The sequence below is a fragment of the Stenotrophomonas sp. 116085_Sma genome (assembly GCF_056479585.1).
Genome location: NZ_CM151057.1, coordinates 3,590,530 through 3,606,787 on the forward strand (window position 1 = coordinate 3,590,530; position 16,258 = coordinate 3,606,787).

The following is a 16,258-nucleotide window of genomic DNA, read 5'->3' on the forward strand; positions in this document are numbered from 1 at the left end:
AGTCGCCGCCCAGCATACGCCAGTCATTGTGACCGGGGCCGGATCGCAATGCGCGCCGGCCCCGTCGCTGCATCAACGGAACGGCATGCCACGGCCGCCCATGGCACCCATCATGCCCTTCATGCTCCGCAGCATGCCCTTCATGCCGCCGCCGGCCATCTTGCTCATCATCTTTTCCATCTGCATGTACTGCTTCATCAGCTTGTTGACGTCGGCCGGGGTCACGCCCGAGCCCTTGGCGATGCGCGCGCGGCGCGAGCCATTGAGCAGGTTCGGGTTGCGCCGTTCCTTCTTGGTCATCGAGCCGATGATGGCGATCATGCGCGGCACTTCCTTGCCCTGGCTGACCTGCTGCTTCAGATGGTCGGGGATGTTGCCCAGGCCCGGCAGCTTGTCCATCAGGCCGCCAATGCCGCCCATGTTCTGCATCTGCTCCAGCTGGTCACGCATGTCGTTCAGGTCGAACTTCTTGCCCTTGGCGACCTTCTCGGCCAGCTTGGCGGCCTTGTCCTTGTCGACCTGCTGCTCGACCTGCTCGACCAGCGACAGCACGTCGCCCATGTCCAGGATGCGGCTGGCGATACGGTCCGGATGGAACACATCCAGGCCTTCCGGCTTTTCGCTGACACCGACGAACTTGATCGGCTTGCCGGTGATGTAGCGCACGCTCAGCGCGGCACCGCCACGGGCGTCACCGTCGGTCTTGGTCAGCACCACGCCGGTCAGCGGCAGCGCGTCGCCGAAGGCCTTGGCGGTGTTGGCCGCGTCCTGGCCGGTCATGGCGTCGACCACGAACAGGGTTTCGGCCGGGTTCACCGCCGCGTGCAGGGCCTTGATCTCGGCCATCATCGCTTCGTCGATGGCCAGGCGGCCGGCGGTATCGACCAGCAGTACATCCACGAACGACTTGCGCGCATCGTCGATGGCGGCGCGGACGATGGCTTCCGGCTTCTGGTCGGCGCTGGACGGGAAGAACAGCACGCCCACCTGCTCGGCCAGGGTCTTCAGCTGCTCGATCGCGGCCGGACGGTACACGTCGGCCGAGACCACCATCACCTTCTTCTTGCGCTTTTCCTTCAGGTGCTTGGCCAGCTTGCCCACGGTGGTGGTCTTGCCGGCGCCCTGCAGGCCCGCCATCAGGATGATGGCCGGGGCCGGAACATTCAGGTTCAGGTCGCTGGCTTCAGCACCCATCACCGCGGTCAGCTCGTCGCGCACGACCTTGATCAGGGCTTGGCCCGGGGTCAGCGACTTCAGCACTTCCTGGCCGACCGCGCGCACCTTGATGCGCTCGATCAGGGCCTGCACCACCGGCAGTGCGACGTCGGCTTCAAGCAGCGCGATGCGGACCTCGCGGGTCGCCTCGCGGATGTTCTCCTCGGTCAGGCGGCCACGGCCACGCAGGCGCTCGATGGTGCCGGAAAGGCGCTGGGTCAGGGACTCGAACATGCGGCGCAACCTGTCTGAAAGCGGGGGACAATAAGGCAGACAGTATAACGGGTCCGCCCCTGCCCCCGGGCTGCGACGCTGCGGCCGTCGCCACCACCGCGGGGGTATGCGAAACTGCAACGATGACAATCGTTCTCATCGCCGTCCTGCTGTACCTGGCTGCCAGTGCCCTGCTGGTGCGCGCGCTCGGCCGCGATGGAACCCCTGGCGCGCCCACCTGGCTGTGGCCGGCCCTGCCGGCGATGCTGCTGCATGGCAGCTACCACGTGTTGGTCGCAATGCGCACCAACGGCGGCCCGGACATGCACTTCTTCGCCGCGCTGTCGCTGGTCGGCCTGGGCATGGCCTGGCTGACCTCGCTGGTCGGCGCGCGCGGGCGGATGTCGGCGCTGGGCGTGGTCGTGTTCCCGCTGGCCGGGGTGCTGCTGCTGGCCTACCACGGCTACGGCCACGAACCGAGCAAGGTGCTGGGCTGGCGCCTGGCCAGTCATGCCTGGCTGGCACTGCTGGCCTACGCGACGCTGAGCATCGCCGCGCTGCTGGCGATCATGCTGTGGCTGCAGGAGCGTGCATTGCGCCGTCGTGAGTTCCGCCCGTGGCTGCGCGCACTGCCGCCGCTGGCCGACCTCGAATCCCTGCTGTTCCGGGTGATCACCGTCGGCTTCGCGCTGCTCACCCTGACCCTGGTCACCGGCGTGCTGTTCGTCGATGACCTGCTGGCGCAGAAGCTGGTGCACAAGACCGTGCTGAGCGTGTTGTCATGGATCGTATTCGGCGTGTTGCTGATCGGCCGCCGTCGCTACGGCTGGCGCGGCATGAAGGCGGTGCACTGGACGCTGGCGGCGATGCTGTTGCTGCTGCTGGCGTTCTTCGGCAGCCAGTTCGTGATCGAACTGGTGTTTGGGCATACGCGGTAGAGGCGTGCCGACCAACGGTCGGCACCCACCCCAACATCACCTGGTAGTGCCGGCCGCTGGCCGGCAACTGAACCACGCCCTGCGTGGATGCCGCAGACGATCAAGGCAGCGGCTGGGCCAGGATCTTCCGCACCGAACGGCCACTGTTGGTGAGGATGTCATCGACCTGCCAGCAGCCCTGCGCTTGGCGCACCATCGGCAGGCGGGTCACGTAGGCCTTCTCCCAAACCGAATAGCGCATCTCGACCTGGCCGGAATTCGCCGAGGCCGCTTTCCAGCTGTAGCGCACCGGGGTTTCGATGTCGCCGTCCTGCGCATCCAGCCACGGATCGGAATCGATCGTGCAGATGCCCTGTTCGCGTTCCTGGCAGGCACGCTCGCCGCGCAGTGCCTTGCCGAAGGCGGGACTGACCAGCGCCGGTGGCGGCTCCAGCAGGTCGCCATCACCCGTCGTTGCCTCGTAGAAGGCGCGGGCCACAGCGGCAGGCTCCTGACAGGTGGGCGCGGCCTGTGCGGCGGGCGCCAGCAGCAGGCCGGCGATCACGAGCATCCCTGTCTTTCGCATGTCCAATCCCTCTGGTCGTGATGGCGATCTTTTGTAGAGCCGAGCCCATGCTCGGCTGCGTCCCAGCATAAGCCGAGCGCAGGCTCGGCTCTACTTACAGCCCGTAGCGCTCGATCACGTCCAGGTGCGGCTGGCGATCCTGGTCGCAGGCCTCGGCCAGACGCAGCCAGCAATGCGGATGCGGCCACGTCGCGGTTTCCTGCTGCAGGAAGCGATGCAGTGCCAGCGGTGCATGGTCCTGCGGCTGTGCCACGGTGAACAGCAGGCCGGGCAGCGTGCCGTCTTCCACATCGGGGTCGGTGACGGTGTAGTCCGGCCGGCTGTGTGACCACACCTTCCAGCCCTGTGCTTCGGCCGCCTCGACGAAGGCATTCCAGGCCTCTTCGCCCGGGTGCGCGCCATCGATCATCCAGCTGCGGGCGAAGCCGCCGCGCTCCAGCACATGCACCTGCGCATAGGTCGGGATGAAATGCTCGCGCGCTTCTTCTTCCTCCGGGGCCGGATGCACCAGCGCTGCATCGAACACCACCCAGTCACCCACCTGCTGGGCGCGGTTGGACGGCGCGTTCTCGACGATGCGCGCGGTCACCGGACCGCTGCGACGGGCGTAGTACTCCATCGGTTCGCCGTTCTCTTCGCTGCGGATGATCACCCATCCCCACGGCTCCTCGACCACGCCGTCCTGGCTGGACAATTCCATGCCTATCGCCGTCGCCGAGCGACGCACGGCGTCCCAGTCGCGCGCCGCGCTGGCGGCACTCATGTGGTCCCAATGCGCGGCATTCGGCTCTTCCAGCAATTCAACCAGCTGCGCATAGCAGGCCTGTGCTTCGCTGAAGCGGCCGGTTTCCATGTACATCCGCGCCAGCGTGCCACGCGCGCCGTGCGAGCCCGGAGACAGCTCCAGAAGCGATCGGGCCGCCTGCTCCAGCGCCGGCCAGTCGGACACACGGCGTGCACGCTGCACCTCGCACCAGTGCGCGAACACCGGCACGCTGCCGCGATAGAGATCGGCCAGCTGGCGCAGTCCGTCGTCATCGCCCTGTTCGGCCAGCCAGCGCATCAGCGTGTAGGCCGCGGGGCCATCGTGCTGGGTATGGCCGCGTACGAACCGCCACAGCAGCGACCGCGCCTCGGCCTGCGCGCCGCAGGCATTCAGTGCCGAGGCGGCCATGTCAGCCAGCGCCTCGTCATCGGGCAGCTCGGCATGCGCCTGCAGCAACCACTGCGCTTCGCGCTCGGGATCGCGCGACTGGTTCTGTTCGCCCTGCGCGTCCAGCCATGCCAGCAGCTCGCCCGCCGGCACCGGTAGCGGCGCGACGTCCGGTAATGCCTCGATGCGCGCGGCCAGGCCTGCCACCAGCGCCGCAGCACCCCGATCCTGGCGCAGCTGCGCCAGATGGGTGCGGGCAAGTTCCAGCTGCCGCAGTGCCACCCAGCGCGCGCCACGCTGCAGCGCCAGCTCCAGGCTCAGCGCCGCGACTTCGATCAGCAGGCGGTGCGAACCGACCCGTGCGAAGTGCTCGATGATGGTGTTGAAGCGCGTGCCCAGATCCCAGGTGTTGCGCGCAGGATCCCGCTGACAGAGCGCGGCGGCGGTGTTGGCCCACAGGCGCCAGTAGTTCGGGGTCAGCTCGCTCCACGGCACCAGCTGCTGCAGCGCCTCTTCGTCGCGGCCCAGCTGGGCCAGCGCCCAGGCCTTGGACAGGCGGCGCGGCACCGTGCAGTTGGCCGGCTCGTACTCCCCGGAGGCTGCCACTTCGGCCTCGCGCTTCTCGATCAGCGCCAGTGCCTCGTCGGCACGGCCGACAGCGAGCAGGATCTTGATCTGCATCTCGGGGAAGCTGTCGAACACTTCCTTGCCACAGGCTTCCACGGCATCGGCCTGCACCTGCAGGTAATCCAGCGCCTCCTGGCCACGGCCATCATCGAGCAGCGCATCGGCCTTCTCGCAGCTCAGGCACTGGAAACAGGCCCAGCTCGGGTCGATGCGGCCAAGGGTTTCGTCGCAGACCTCGATGCGCTCGGGCACCCAGCCCGGGCCGTCGATGTTGCCGTAGCAGGCGGCCAGGTCCTGGGTCACGCAGATCGACTGCGGGCATTCCAGGGTGTCCTCGCGGTGCGCGCGCTCGAACAGCGCTACGGCTTCGCCGAGTGCGCTCTCGCCTTCCACGCGGTTGCCGACGCGGTTGCGCAGCGCCCAGTGGCCGACGTAGACGTCAACCCAAGGGTTGTCCAGCGCCTTGCCCAGGGCGCGTGCTTCGGGCAGCAGGGCATCGACGCGGTCGATCTGCAGTTCACTGACCTCGTCGGCGAGACGGTTCAGCAGGTGCGCGTTCTGCGCCTGGCCGGCCTGGCGCAGGTCACCCTGCAGCTTTTCGACCCAGTTCCAGATGTCCATGGGGGTAATTGCTCCTGTCTAGCGAAGGCTGGATGAGAGGGTGCGGTGCTCAGCGCAGCATCTGCTGCAGGGCACCGGCGATATCGGTGAAGGCACCATTGAGATCCGGGCCCGGCGTAGCAGTCGCGCGTGCCAGCGGGCGGCCCTGCGCGGCGACGATGACTTTCAGCGAGCGCAGCAGGCGGGCTGCGGCCTCGGCCTGTGGGTGGCCCTCGCGCTGGGCGCGCAGCAGTGCCTGCACCGCCGGGTTGTCGAGGTTGAGGTACAGCCGCGACGGTGCACGCGATTCGATGCGTGCGGTGAACTGCCGGGCCAGGCGCAGCGCGGCCATCGAGACGCGCTTGTCGTTCTCGTCGTCTTCCAGCCGCTGCTTCAGCTCGGCCTCGCGGTCGGGCACCACCACCACCGGCAGCGCCTCCGGGCTGAAACGTGCGGGCAGCAGCTGCTCGCCGTCGCCCAGTTGTTCGCGCAGCCACGCCAGCTGCGCCTCGTCGAGGCTGTCATCACTGCGGAACAGTGCGCGGTTGCCCTGCTCGGTGCCGAGCTCGACCAGGCGCAGGCCCTTGGCCTGGGCCCAGCGCCGCAGGAATGGCACCACCGCATAGCGATGGCCGTGCGCGACCGGTACGCCCATCGCGCGGAACAGCATCTCTTCAAAACCACCGCCGTTGTCGAGGATGACATGCACGGCACCGCGCGCCGGCAGCGCACTGGCCGGCAGGTCGCCCTGCGAGGTCGGTACCCGCACATGCTCCATCAGCAGTTCGAACAGGCGGTCATCACACAGCGCCGCGCCCAGCAAGGCCTCATTATGGCGCGTGAGAACGCGTCGCCAGGCTTCCGGCTGCTGCTTCGCAACGTCGGCCAGGCCGTCGATCAGCGCTTCCAGCAGTGCATGCTGCACGGCTCGGTACTGGTCGTCGCGCTGCAGGTCTTCGCGGCTGGCGGTAGGCGTGAGACGCGAGGATTCGATCACCCCGCCGATGAAGCCGGCCCAGGGCGGCAGCAGGTCGCGGGCGTCGTCGTCCAGCAGCATGCCGCGCACGAACACCGACAGGTTGCGGTTGTCGCTGGTGCCGTAGGTAGCACCGTCCTGCACCCACAGCAGGCCGGTGGCATCGCTGTTGCCATCCGCGCGCAACGGCACGGTGACGATCGGCTCGAAATCGTGCTCGAAGCGCGCTGCGAACTGCAGCGCCTGGCGCCGCGCCTGCACCGGATGCACAGCGACGTCGCCCTGGCCGCGCCACGGCGGCGGCTCGGGGTTGAGCGCCTCGGCCGCAGCACCGATGAAGATCGGTTCGGACAGCAACGCGCAGTAGCGGCCCAGCACCTCATGCAGGCGCGCCTCGTTGGCCAGCGGCAGGAAGTCCGGATGCAGCTCCAGCTCCACCTCGGTACCGACCGACCGCGCCGGCACTTCACTGACGGTGTATTGCTCGGCATTGCTGGACACGTACAGATGCCCCAGCTCCGGCGTCTGGTACGAGGTGGTACGCACGCTGACCCGGCGCGCCAGTACGAAGGCCGACAGGAAGCCGAGGCCGAACATGCCGATCAGGCCTTCGTCGTCCTCGCCGCCCTGGCGCAGGCCACGGGTGTAGCCGACGCCGACGGTGGCCAGGTAGTCGTGGATTTCCTGGCGGGTCAGGCCGGCACCGGTATCGGTGATGCGCAGCACGCCGGCAGCGGCATCGACCTGTACCGAAATGCGCGAAGGCACTTCGATGCCCGGCTGTTCGATGCGACGGCGGATGATCGAGTCGTGCGCGTTCTGCACCAGCTCACGCAGCGCCACCACCGGGGTGGAGTACAGGTGCTTGCCCAGCACCGTCATCAGTCCATTGAGATCGACCCCGGCACGACGGATTTCGGCGTTGGGGGCGGTGAGCGCGTTGTCCTGCATGTAATCGTTTACTCCTGGGCACGGAAAGACGCCAGAGGGTGTCTTCGTCGAGCGGGAAAAACTAGCACAAGGAAGCTGACCGTTACTGCATTGGACACGTGTAGAGCCGAGCCGATGCTCGGCTGCTGTTCGACCACCCGTCGAGCATGGCTCGACTCTACAAGAAGCAGCCGAGCGTGGGCTCGGCCCTACAGGACGGGCATCACGCCGCGTCGATGGCCTCGGACAGGCGTTCCACCGCAATCACTTCCATGCCCTTCACCGAACCACCCTTGGGCGCATTGGCCTTGGGCACGATGGCGCGCTTGAAACCATGGGTGGCGGCCTCGCGCAGGCGGTCCTCGCCATTGGGCACCGGGCGGATCTCGCCGGACAGGCCAACCTCGCCAAAGGCAATCGTCTTTTCCGCCAGCGGCCGGTCCTGCAGCGAGGACAGCACCGCCAGCAGCACCGGCAGGTCGGCCGCAGTCTCCTGTACGCGGATACCCCCGACCACATTGACGAACACGTCCTGGTCGCCGACCAGCACGCCACCATGACGGTGCAGCACGGCCAGCAGCATGGCCAGCCGGTTCTGCTCCAGGCCGACCGCGACACGGCGCGGGTTCGACAGCGGCGAAGCATCTACCAGCGCCTGCACCTCCACCAGCAGCGGCCGGGTGCCCTCGCGGGTGACCATCACGCAGCTGCCCGGCTGATGGGTGCTGCCGCCGGACAGGAAGATCGCCGAGGGGTTGGAGACTTCCTTCAGGCCCTTGTCGCCCATCGCGAACACGCCCAGCTCGTTCACCGCGCCGAAGCGGTTCTTGAACGCGCGCAACAGGCGGAAGCGGCTGCCGCTCTCGCCTTCGAAATACAGCACCGCATCGACCATGTGCTCGAGCACGCGCGGGCCGGCGATGCCGCCCTCCTTGGTCACGTGGCCGACCAGGAACACGGCGGTGCCGGTCTCCTTGGCAAAACGCACCAAGCGCGCCGCGCTCTCGCGCACCTGGCTGACCGAACCCGGCGCGGCGGTCAGGCTCTCGGTCCACAGGGTCTGCACCGAATCGGCCACGATCAACCGCGGGCCGGCCCTGGAGGCATGCTGCAGGATCGACTCGACGCCGGTCTCGGCCAGCGCGTTGACGCCATCCAGTGGCAGTTCCAGCCGGTGCGCGCGGCCGGCCACCTGCGCCAGCGACTCCTCGCCGGTGACGTACAGCACCGGCAGTTCGGCCGCCATCTTCGCCACTGCCTGCAGCAGCAGGGTGGACTTGCCGATGCCCGGGTCGCCGCCGACCAGCACCACCGCGCCCTCGACCAGGCCGCCGCCCAGCACGCGGTCGAACTCACCGATGCCCGTACTGACCCGTCGGTGCTCGGTCTGCTCCACGTCCTTCAGGGCGGTGATCTTCGGCGGATCGATCTTGCCCGCCCAGCCCGCCCGCCGCGACGCCGGCGCCTTGGCCGCCGCCGCGCTCTCCAGCACGATTTCCGACAGCGAGTTCCAGGCATTGCACTCGGTGCACTGGCCCTGCCACTTGCTGAATTCGGCGCCGCATTCATTGCAGACGTAGGCGGTGCGGGCTTTTGCCATTGGATGATTTCCAGCAACGGGAACAGGCGTGGCAGGATAGCCGAGCCGGGTCGCAGGTGCTGCGACCGCTCAAGTCCCACCCACCCGCGCCGATAGGGGTCGCGGGCGTGCGCCTTGCGGGCGCCCCTCCCTCCCCCACTGGATTCAACATGACTGGCAGTTACAGTCAGAGCCTGGTCATCATCTCCCTGCTGGTGGCCATTCTTGCTTCGTACACGGCGCTGGACATGGCCGGACGCCTGGCCACGGCCGAGGGGCGCGTGGCCCGCTGGTGGCTGGCCGGGGGTGCGGCGGCAATGGGCCTGGGCATCTGGTCGATGCACTTCATCGGCATGCTCGCCTTCGACCTGCCGATCCCGGTCGGCTACGACCTCGGCATCACCCTGTATTCGCTGGCGGTCTCGATTGGCGCTTCGGCCTACGCACTGTGGCTGGTGTCGCGACCCAGCCTGCCCTGGCGGCGCTTGCTGGCTGGCGCGGTACTGATGGGGCTGGGCATTGCCACCATGCACTACCTGGGCATGGCCGCGATGCGCATGCAGCCGGGCATCGACTACCACCCCGGCTGGTTCGCCGCCTCGATCGCGGTGGCCATCGGTGCCGCCGGTGCTGCGCTGTGGATCGCCTTCCGCCTGCGTGCCGAACAGCGCAACACCCTGCGCCTGCGCGTGCTCGCCTCGCTGGTGATGGGCGTGGCCATCGTGGGCATGCATTACACCGGCATGGCTGCGGCGCGTTTCCCCGCAGGCAGCATCTGTGGCGCGGTGGGCAGTGGCGGCATCGATACGCGCTGGCTGGCAGTGCTGGTGATCGTCACCACCGTGGCGACCCTGGGCATCGCCCTGGTGGCCTCGCTGTTCGACCGGCAGATGCGCGTGCGCACCGGGCTGCTGGCCGACTCGCTGGCGCACGCCAACGACAAGCTGATCCAGGCCGCCCTGCACGACCCGCTGACCCAGCTGCCCAACCGCATGCTGCTGCAGGACCGCATCGAGCAGGCCATCGAGAAGGCGCGGCGGCGCAACCAGGCGGTGGCGGTGATGTTCTGCGACCTGGACGGCTTCAAGGCGGTCAATGATGCCTATGGTCACCAGCTCGGTGACCGCCTGCTGGTGGCGGTGGCACAGCGTATCGGCGGCCTGCTGCGCCCGCAGGACACCTTCGCCCGCCTCGGCGGCGACGAGTTCGTGATCGTGCTGGCCATCGACATTCCCGACGATGCCGTGGTCGTGGCCGAGCGCATCATCGCTGCTGCGGGCGAGCCGTTCACCCTGGACGCGGCCGAACTGCAGGTCAGCGCCAGCCTCGGCATCGCCCTGTATCCAGATGATGCCGTCAACGAACGCGAGCTGATGGCACACGCCGATGCGGCGATGTACCACACCAAGGAAACCGGCCGGAACGGCTATACCTTCTTTACGCCGTCGATGCAGCTGAGCGCCAACCGCCAGCTGCGCCTGCTGCAGGACCTGCGCAAGGCGATCACGCGCAACGAACTGGTACTGCATTACCAGCCCAAATTCCCCGCGGCGGGTGCACCGGCCACCGGCGCCGAGGCCCTGCTGCGCTGGCAGCACCCGGAGCTGGGCCTGCTGGCACCGGATGTGTTCATTCCCATCGCCGAGCGCAGCGGCCTGATCCTGCCGATCGGCGACTGGGTACTGGACCGCGCCTGCGCGCAGCTGCGTGCGTGGCACGATGCCGGACATGCCGAATGGTCGATGGCGGTGAACCTGTCGCCACTGCAGTTCTCCTCGCCGGCCCTGTTGGACAGTGTGCGCGAGGCACTGGAGCGGCACCGCATCAAACCGGCGTGCCTGACCCTGGAGATCACCGAGACCACCGCGATGAAGGACGTGGACGCCAGCCTGGCGATTCTCAACGACCTGACCGCGATGGGCGTGCACATTGCCATCGACGACTTCGGCACGGGCTATTCCAGCCTGCTCTACCTGAAGCGCATGCCCGCCACCGAACTGAAGATCGACCGTGCATTCGTGCACGACCTGGAGTGCAACGCCGAAGATGCCGCCATCGTCTCGTCGATCATCGCGCTGGGCCGCACCCTGCAGTTGCAGGTGGTGGCCGAAGGCGTGGAGACGCAGGCGCAGCGTGAATACCTGAGCGAGCTGGGCTGCGACCAGTTGCAGGGCTACCACCTGGGCCGGCCGATGGACGCCGACGAGTTCCTGCGCCGGGTGGGGTGAGGTCCCGGTTTCGAGGTCGGGCCCCTTGCCGCAGGCAAGGGCTCTGCCCCCGGATGGATCGTGCGCGCGGTTCATCCACGCATGGCGTGGATCTACGGGTAGAGCCGGCCGCTGGCCGGCTTCCCGCGGTTGCCGGCCAGCGACCGGCACTACCGGACGACGGAAAAACAGAAAGGCCGCCCGAGGGCGGCCTTTCTGCGTGGCAACGTCGCGAAGACGTCAGTGCATCATGTGCACGTTCATGTTGTGCATGACCCACAGGGTGCCGACCACGATGATGCCGATCACCACCACGGTGAAGGCCGCAGCGTTGACGTTCCAGCGGCTTTCCGAGGAGCGGTCCAGGTGCAGGAAGAACACCAGGTGGACCAGCATCTGCAGCACCGCGGTGATGGCGATGACCACACCGTTGACGGTGCGCGAGAAATCGCCCGACATCACCATCCAGAACGGGATGACGGTCAGCACCACCGCCAGCCCGAAGCCGATCAGGTACGACTTCACGGTGCCATGGCTTTCGCCGCCGGTGCCGTGGTCGTGTGCATGGTTGTCATGTGCCATTACAGGGCTCCATTGAGGTAGACGACGGAGAACACGCCGATCCAGATCAGGTCCAGGAAGTGCCAGAACAGGCTCAGGCACGCCATGCGGGTCTTGTTGGTCGGGGTCAGGCCGTACTTCTTCAGCTGCACGAACATCACCAGCAGCCACAACAGGCCGGCGCTGACGTGCAGGCCGTGGGTACCGACCAAGGCGAAGAATGCCGACAGGAAGGCACTGCGGTCCGGACCGTAGCCTTGGTGGATCAGGTGCTGGAACTCCCACACTTCCATGCACATGAAGCCGAAGCCCAGCAGCCAGGTGATGCCCAGCCACAGGTACATCTGGCCCATCTGCTTGCGGTGCATGGCGATCATGCCCAGGCCGAAGGTCAGCGACGAGGTCAGCAGCAGCGCGGTTTCCCATGCCACGAACGGCAGTTCGAACAGGTCCTTCGCGGTGGGGCCACCATCGGTGCCGCCTGCCAGCACCACGTAGGTGGCGAACAGCGAGGCGAAGATGAGGCAGTCGCTCATCAGGTACACCCAGAAACCGAAGACGGTGTTGCCGCCGGTGTCGTGGTGCTCGTGGTCGTCATGGCCATGGGCCGCCGCATGCGCGGCGTGCCCGTGGCTCAGGGTCGAGGTATTGGTGCTCATGCCTTCAGCTCCGACTTCACCAGGCCCTGGGCTTCCAGGTGCTTGCGGTGTTCGTTCTCGATGCGTTCCACCTCGGCGGCCGGGACCCAGTAGTCCACGTCCTGGTCGAAGGTGCGGTAGATGAACGTGGCGATCATGCCGACGAAGCCGACGATGGCCAGCCACCAGATGTGCCAGATCATCGCAAAGCCGAACACCAGGCTGAAAGCACCGATGACAACGCCCGTGCCGGTGTTGCGCGGCATGTGGATGTCGGTGTACTTGGCCGGCTTCGGCCAGGCTTCACCACGCTGCTTGCGCTCCCAGAAATCGTCCAGTTCGGTGACTTCCGGCAGGGTGCCGAAGTTGTAGAAGGCCGGCGGCGAAGAGGTTTCCCACTCGAGCGTACGGGCATCCCACGGGTCGCCGGTCAGGTCGACGGTCTTCTTGCGGTCGCGGATCGACACGGCCACCTGGATGATCTGGCACAGGATGCCGGCACCCACGATGAAGGCACCTGCGGCGGCGATCAGCAGCAGCGGCTCATAGGCCGGGTTGACGGTGCTCTGCAGGCGGCGGGTCATGCCCATGAAGCCCAGCACGTACATCGGCATGAAGGTCACGTAGAAGCCGATGAACCAGCACCAGAACGCGCACTTGCCCCAGAACTCATTGAGGCGGAAGCCGAACATCTTCGGCCACCAGTAGGTGATGCCGGCGAACATGCCGAACACCACGCCGCCGATGATGACGTTGTGGAAGTGGGCGATCAGGAACAGGCTGTTGTGCAGCACGAAGTCGATGGCCGGGATTGCCAGCATCACGCCGGTCATGCCGCCGATGACGAAGGTGACCATGAAGCCGATGGTCCACAGCACCGGGGTGGTGAAGTGCACGCGGCCGCGGAACATGGTGAACAGCCAGTTGAAGATCTTCACGCCGGTCGGGATCGAGATGATCATCGTCGTGATGCCGAAGAAGGCATTGACGTTGGCACCCGAGCCCATGGTGAAGAAGTGGTGCAGCCACACGATGAACGACAGCACGCCGATGCAGGCGGTGGCGTAGACCATGCCCTTGTAGCCGAACAGCGCCTTGCGCGAGAAGGTCGCGATGACTTCGGAGAACACACCGAACGCCGGCAGGACCAGGATGTACACCTCCGGGTGACCCCAGATCCAGATCAGGTTGATGTACAGCATGGCGTTGCCGCCACCGTCATTGGTGAAGAAGTGCGTGCCCAGGTAGCGGTCCAGGGTCAGCAGCACCAGGGTGATGGTCAGCACCGGGAAGGCGGCGACGATCAGCACGTTGGTCACCAGGGCGGTCCAGGTGAACACCGGCATCTGCATCAGCTTCATGCTGGGGGTACGCATCTTCAGGATGGTGATGAAGAAGTTGATACCGCTCAGCGTGGTACCCAGGCCTGCGACCTGTAGACCCCAGATGTAGTAGTCCATGCCTACGCTTGGACTGTATTCGATGCCTGACAACGGCGGGAACGCCAGCCAGCCGGTGGCGGCGAATTCACCGATCCACAGCGACAGCATGATCAGCACCGCGCCGGACACGAACAGCCAGAAGCTGAGCGAGTTGACGAACGGGAACGCGACGTCGCGAGCACCGATCTGCAGCGGCACGGCCAGGTTCATCAGGCCGGTGATCAGCGGCATCGCCACGAAGAAGATCATGATCACGCCGTGGGCGGTGAAGATCTGGTCGTAGTGGTGCGGCGGCAGGTAACCCTCGGACCCGCCGACGGCGAGCGCCTGCTGGGTACGCATCATGATGGCGTCGGAGAAGCCGCGCAGCAGCATGACGAAGGCGACGATGAGGTACATCACGCCGATCTTCTTGTGGTCCACCGAGGTGAACCACTCCTTCCACAGATAGCCCCACAGCTTGAACTTGGTGATCAGGGCCATGACGCCCAGGCCACCCAGCACCGCGCCGACCAGGGTGGTCAGCACGATCGGATCGTGGGGGATCGACTCAAGAGAGAGTTTTCCCAACATGTTCATTCTCCCGAACCCGCATGGCCAGCATGGCCAGCGTGTTCGTGTTCGGTGGCATCCAGGTTTTCACCCGATTCCTTGGAATCATGCGCGTCACTGGGGGCGTGGCCCTCGTGCGCTTCATGGCTGGCGGCATCGGCAGCGGCGGCACCGGCATGTTCGTGCTTCATGCCGTAGTGCTTGTTGTCGCCCATGTGCTTGGCGATGACCCAGTTGAACAGGCCTTCTTCGGTCTTGCCGAAGTAGGTGACCGGGTACCACTCCGCGTTGCGTGCTTCACCCAGCGCCTTGAACGAGGTCTTGTCCAGGGTCTGCTCGCCGGCACGGACCTGGTCCAGCCACTGGCGGTATTCGGCATCGGTGACCGAGTAGGCAGTGAAGTGCATCTTGGCGAAGCCCGCGCCGCTGTAGTGCGAGGACATGCCCGGGAATTCACCGGTCTCGTTGGCGATCAGGTGGAGCTTGGTCTCCATCGCAGCCATCGAGTAGATCATGCTGCCCAGGTGCGGGATGAAGAAGGCATTCATCACCGAATCGGACGTGATCTTGAAGTTCAGCGGCGTGTTGACCGGGAACTTGATTTCGTTGACGACCGCCACCTTCTCTTCCGGATAGATGAACAGCCACTTCCAGTCCAGCGAGATCGCCTCGATGGTGACCGGCTTGACGTCCGATTCCAGCGGCTTGTACGGGTCCAGCGCGTGCGACGAACGCCAGGTCAGGACCGCCAGCACCAGCACGATCATGCAGGGAATGGACCACACCACCACCTCGATCGCCGTCGAGTGGGACCACTTCGGCTCGTAACGGGCCTTGGTGTTGGAGGCGCGATACTTCCACGCGAAGGTCAGGGTCATGATGATGACCGGGATGACGACCAGCAGCATGAGCACGGTGGCCGTGATCAGCAGGGTCTTCTCATCCTGGCCGATCTGGCCCTTCGGACTGAGGATGGCCACGGCATCGCAGCCGGTGAGCATCACCAGCAACGACAGCAGCAGGCCCGGGCGCAACCAGCGCCCAAGGGTTTTCAACGGAATCATCGGTCGATCCAATTGCGAGGGAATGCCGTTCCCCGTCCTGCCTGTTCCGGCAAAAGCCGGTCCCGCCGGTCCGGAAGACAGGCAGGGAGGTGGGGTCGAGTCAGCCTTTCAATTTTAGGCCGTCACCCACCATTTAAGAAAGGCATTGACAATGATCAGGCGCAGGAAAGGCCCGTTTCAGGCTGCGACACGTTGTCGCAGTGCGCGGCCACGGCGGGCAGAGCGCTCGCGGGCGGCATCCTGGCATCGGGCGATGGCGGCTGCTCCGCCCGTGCCCGGAAAGGTCGCCTGAACATGTTCAGGCATGCCCGCGAAGGTAATGCATGGGATGCTTGGCGTTGGAGGAAGCCCCATGGACAAGATCAACTTCAAGAAGCGTGATCGCGCGTTGTACCAGCCCCCGGCGGGCCGGTTCGTAACGGTGGACGTACCGCCCCTGCCCTACCTGATGATCGACGGCCGCGGTGACCCGAACACGGCCCCGGCCTACCAGCTGGCCGTGCAGTGGCTGTACGCGGTGAGCTATGCGCTGAAGTTTGCACTGAAGAGCGAAGGCCAGGACTACGTGGTGCCACCGCTGGAAGCGCTGTGGACCGCCGAGGATCCGTCGAGCTTTGTGGCACGCCGCAAGGATGAGTGGAGGTGGACGGTGATGATCCGCACGCCGGACGGGATCAGTCCAGCGCAGTTGGAGGCTGCCATTGCCAAGGCAGTGAAGAAACTGGGCGACGTTCCGGCCAGCCTCCGCCACGAAATTCTCGAAGAAGGCCTCTGCCTGCAGACCCTGCATATTGGTGCCTACGATGAGGAGGGCCCGATCCTGGCGAAGTTGCACGATGAACTGATGCCTTCGCTGGGCTACACCTTCGCCGGCCCCCATCACGAGATCTACCTGGGCGACCCGCGCAGGACCGACGCTGCGCGGTTGAAGACCGTACTGCGGCAGCCGGTGCGGGCGCTTGAGCCTGTTAAGGGTTCGCGCTCATGACACAAGGCCC

Annotated in this window: 12 protein-coding genes; 3 read left to right on the forward strand and 9 right to left on the reverse strand. The window is 66.2% G+C overall.

Annotation, left to right across the window (positions count from 1 at the left end):
* Window positions 1-72: 72 nt before the first annotated feature.
* Window positions 73-1,449 carry a signal recognition particle protein gene (gene ffh, locus ACZK0Z_RS16830; RefSeq protein ID WP_014036403.1) on the reverse strand — a complete coding sequence of 459 codons (1,377 nt, stop codon included), beginning with the start codon at window positions 1,447-1,449 and terminating at the stop codon, window positions 73-75.
* A 122-nt stretch (window positions 1,450-1,571) separates the two neighbouring features.
* Between ffh and ACZK0Z_RS16835 the strand changes: the two genes are divergently transcribed.
* A complete protein-coding gene (locus tag ACZK0Z_RS16835; RefSeq protein ID WP_049431201.1) occupies window positions 1,572-2,366 on the forward strand; it encodes a cytochrome C assembly family protein in 795 nt (264 codons plus the stop codon).
* Between the two features lie 100 nt (window positions 2,367-2,466).
* On the opposite strand, the gene ACZK0Z_RS16840 is transcribed toward ACZK0Z_RS16835, so the two are convergent.
* The 4 genes from ACZK0Z_RS16840 to radA all read right to left on the reverse strand — a co-directional run bounded on the left by ACZK0Z_RS16840 (window position 2,467) and on the right by radA (window position 8,817).
* Window positions 2,467-2,931, reverse strand: coding sequence for a YqhG/Tai3 family protein (locus tag ACZK0Z_RS16840; protein ID WP_049431198.1), 465 nt, complete (start codon window positions 2,929-2,931; stop codon window positions 2,467-2,469).
* A 94-nt stretch (window positions 2,932-3,025) separates the two neighbouring features.
* Window positions 3,026-5,332 (reverse strand): tetratricopeptide repeat protein, encoded by a 2,307-nt coding sequence (locus tag ACZK0Z_RS16845; RefSeq protein ID WP_197632046.1) that lies wholly within the window; start codon window positions 5,330-5,332, stop codon window positions 3,026-3,028.
* Between the two features lie 49 nt (window positions 5,333-5,381).
* Window positions 5,382-7,238 carry an ATP-binding protein gene (locus ACZK0Z_RS16850; RefSeq protein ID WP_197619861.1) on the reverse strand — a complete coding sequence of 619 codons (1,857 nt, stop codon included), beginning with the start codon at window positions 7,236-7,238 and terminating at the stop codon, window positions 5,382-5,384.
* A 202-nt stretch (window positions 7,239-7,440) separates the two neighbouring features.
* Window positions 7,441-8,817, reverse strand: a complete 1,377-nt coding sequence (gene radA / locus ACZK0Z_RS16855) for a DNA repair protein RadA (protein WP_005408586.1) — start codon at window positions 8,815-8,817, stop codon at window positions 7,441-7,443.
* Window positions 8,818-8,966: 149 nt separating this feature from the next.
* Between radA and ACZK0Z_RS16860 the strand changes: the two genes are divergently transcribed.
* Window positions 8,967-11,024, forward strand: coding sequence for an EAL domain-containing protein (locus ACZK0Z_RS16860; RefSeq protein WP_197632047.1), 2,058 nt, complete (start codon window positions 8,967-8,969; stop codon window positions 11,022-11,024).
* Window positions 11,025-11,243: 219 nt separating this feature from the next.
* On the opposite strand, the gene cyoD is transcribed toward ACZK0Z_RS16860, so the two are convergent.
* Genes cyoD through cyoA form a run of 4 tightly spaced genes read right to left on the reverse strand, consistent with a single transcriptional unit; the run spans window position 11,244 to window position 15,260 of the window.
* Window positions 11,244-11,585 carry a cytochrome o ubiquinol oxidase subunit IV gene (cyoD, locus tag ACZK0Z_RS16865; protein ID WP_197632048.1) on the reverse strand — a complete coding sequence of 114 codons (342 nt, stop codon included), beginning with the start codon at window positions 11,583-11,585 and terminating at the stop codon, window positions 11,244-11,246.
* Window positions 11,585-12,223: a cytochrome o ubiquinol oxidase subunit III gene (gene cyoC, locus ACZK0Z_RS16870; RefSeq protein ID WP_005408583.1), complete on the reverse strand. Its 639-nt coding sequence runs from the start codon at window positions 12,221-12,223 to the stop codon at window positions 11,585-11,587. The genes cyoD and cyoC overlap by 1 nt, the downstream gene beginning before the upstream one ends.
* Window positions 12,220-14,217 carry a cytochrome o ubiquinol oxidase subunit I gene (gene cyoB / locus ACZK0Z_RS16875; protein WP_005408582.1) on the reverse strand — a complete coding sequence of 666 codons (1,998 nt, stop codon included), beginning with the start codon at window positions 14,215-14,217 and terminating at the stop codon, window positions 12,220-12,222. Before cyoB ends, cyoC begins: the two co-directional genes overlap by 4 nt.
* 2 nt (window positions 14,218-14,219) lie before the next feature.
* Window positions 14,220-15,260 (reverse strand): ubiquinol oxidase subunit II, encoded by a 1,041-nt coding sequence (gene cyoA / locus ACZK0Z_RS16880; protein WP_049431185.1) that lies wholly within the window; start codon window positions 15,258-15,260, stop codon window positions 14,220-14,222.
* Between the two features lie 352 nt (window positions 15,261-15,612).
* Between cyoA and ACZK0Z_RS16885 the strand changes: the two genes are divergently transcribed.
* Window positions 15,613-16,248, forward strand: coding sequence for a GyrI-like domain-containing protein (locus ACZK0Z_RS16885; RefSeq protein ID WP_049428525.1), 636 nt, complete (start codon window positions 15,613-15,615; stop codon window positions 16,246-16,248).
* Window positions 16,249-16,258 lie beyond the last annotated feature (10 nt).

Coding starts and splice junctions, on each gene's coding strand:
- ACZK0Z_RS16885 (WP_049428525.1), top strand. CDS start 15,613: ATGGACAAGATCAACTTCAAGAAGCGTGATCGCGCGTTGTACCAGCCC.
- ffh (WP_014036403.1), bottom strand. CDS start 1,449: ATGTTCGAGTCCCTGACCCAGCGCCTTTCCGGCACCATCGAGCGCCTG.
- cyoA (WP_049431185.1), bottom strand. CDS start 15,260: ATGATTCCGTTGAAAACCCTTGGGCGCTGGTTGCGCCCGGGCCTGCTG.
- cyoD (WP_197632048.1), bottom strand. CDS start 11,585: ATGGCACATGACAACCATGCACACGACCACGGCACCGGCGGCGAAAGC.
- ACZK0Z_RS16835 (WP_049431201.1), top strand. CDS start 1,572: ATGACAATCGTTCTCATCGCCGTCCTGCTGTACCTGGCTGCCAGTGCC.
- cyoB (WP_005408582.1), bottom strand. CDS start 14,217: ATGTTGGGAAAACTCTCTCTTGAGTCGATCCCCCACGATCCGATCGTG.
- radA (WP_005408586.1), bottom strand. CDS start 8,817: ATGGCAAAAGCCCGCACCGCCTACGTCTGCAATGAATGCGGCGCCGAA.
- ACZK0Z_RS16845 (WP_197632046.1), bottom strand. CDS start 5,332: ATGGACATCTGGAACTGGGTCGAAAAGCTGCAGGGTGACCTGCGCCAG.
- cyoC (WP_005408583.1), bottom strand. CDS start 12,223: ATGAGCACCAATACCTCGACCCTGAGCCACGGGCACGCCGCGCATGCG.
- ACZK0Z_RS16840 (WP_049431198.1), bottom strand. CDS start 2,931: ATGCGAAAGACAGGGATGCTCGTGATCGCCGGCCTGCTGCTGGCGCCC.
- ACZK0Z_RS16860 (WP_197632047.1), top strand. CDS start 8,967: ATGACTGGCAGTTACAGTCAGAGCCTGGTCATCATCTCCCTGCTGGTG.
- ACZK0Z_RS16850 (WP_197619861.1), bottom strand. CDS start 7,238: ATGCAGGACAACGCGCTCACCGCCCCCAACGCCGAAATCCGTCGTGCC.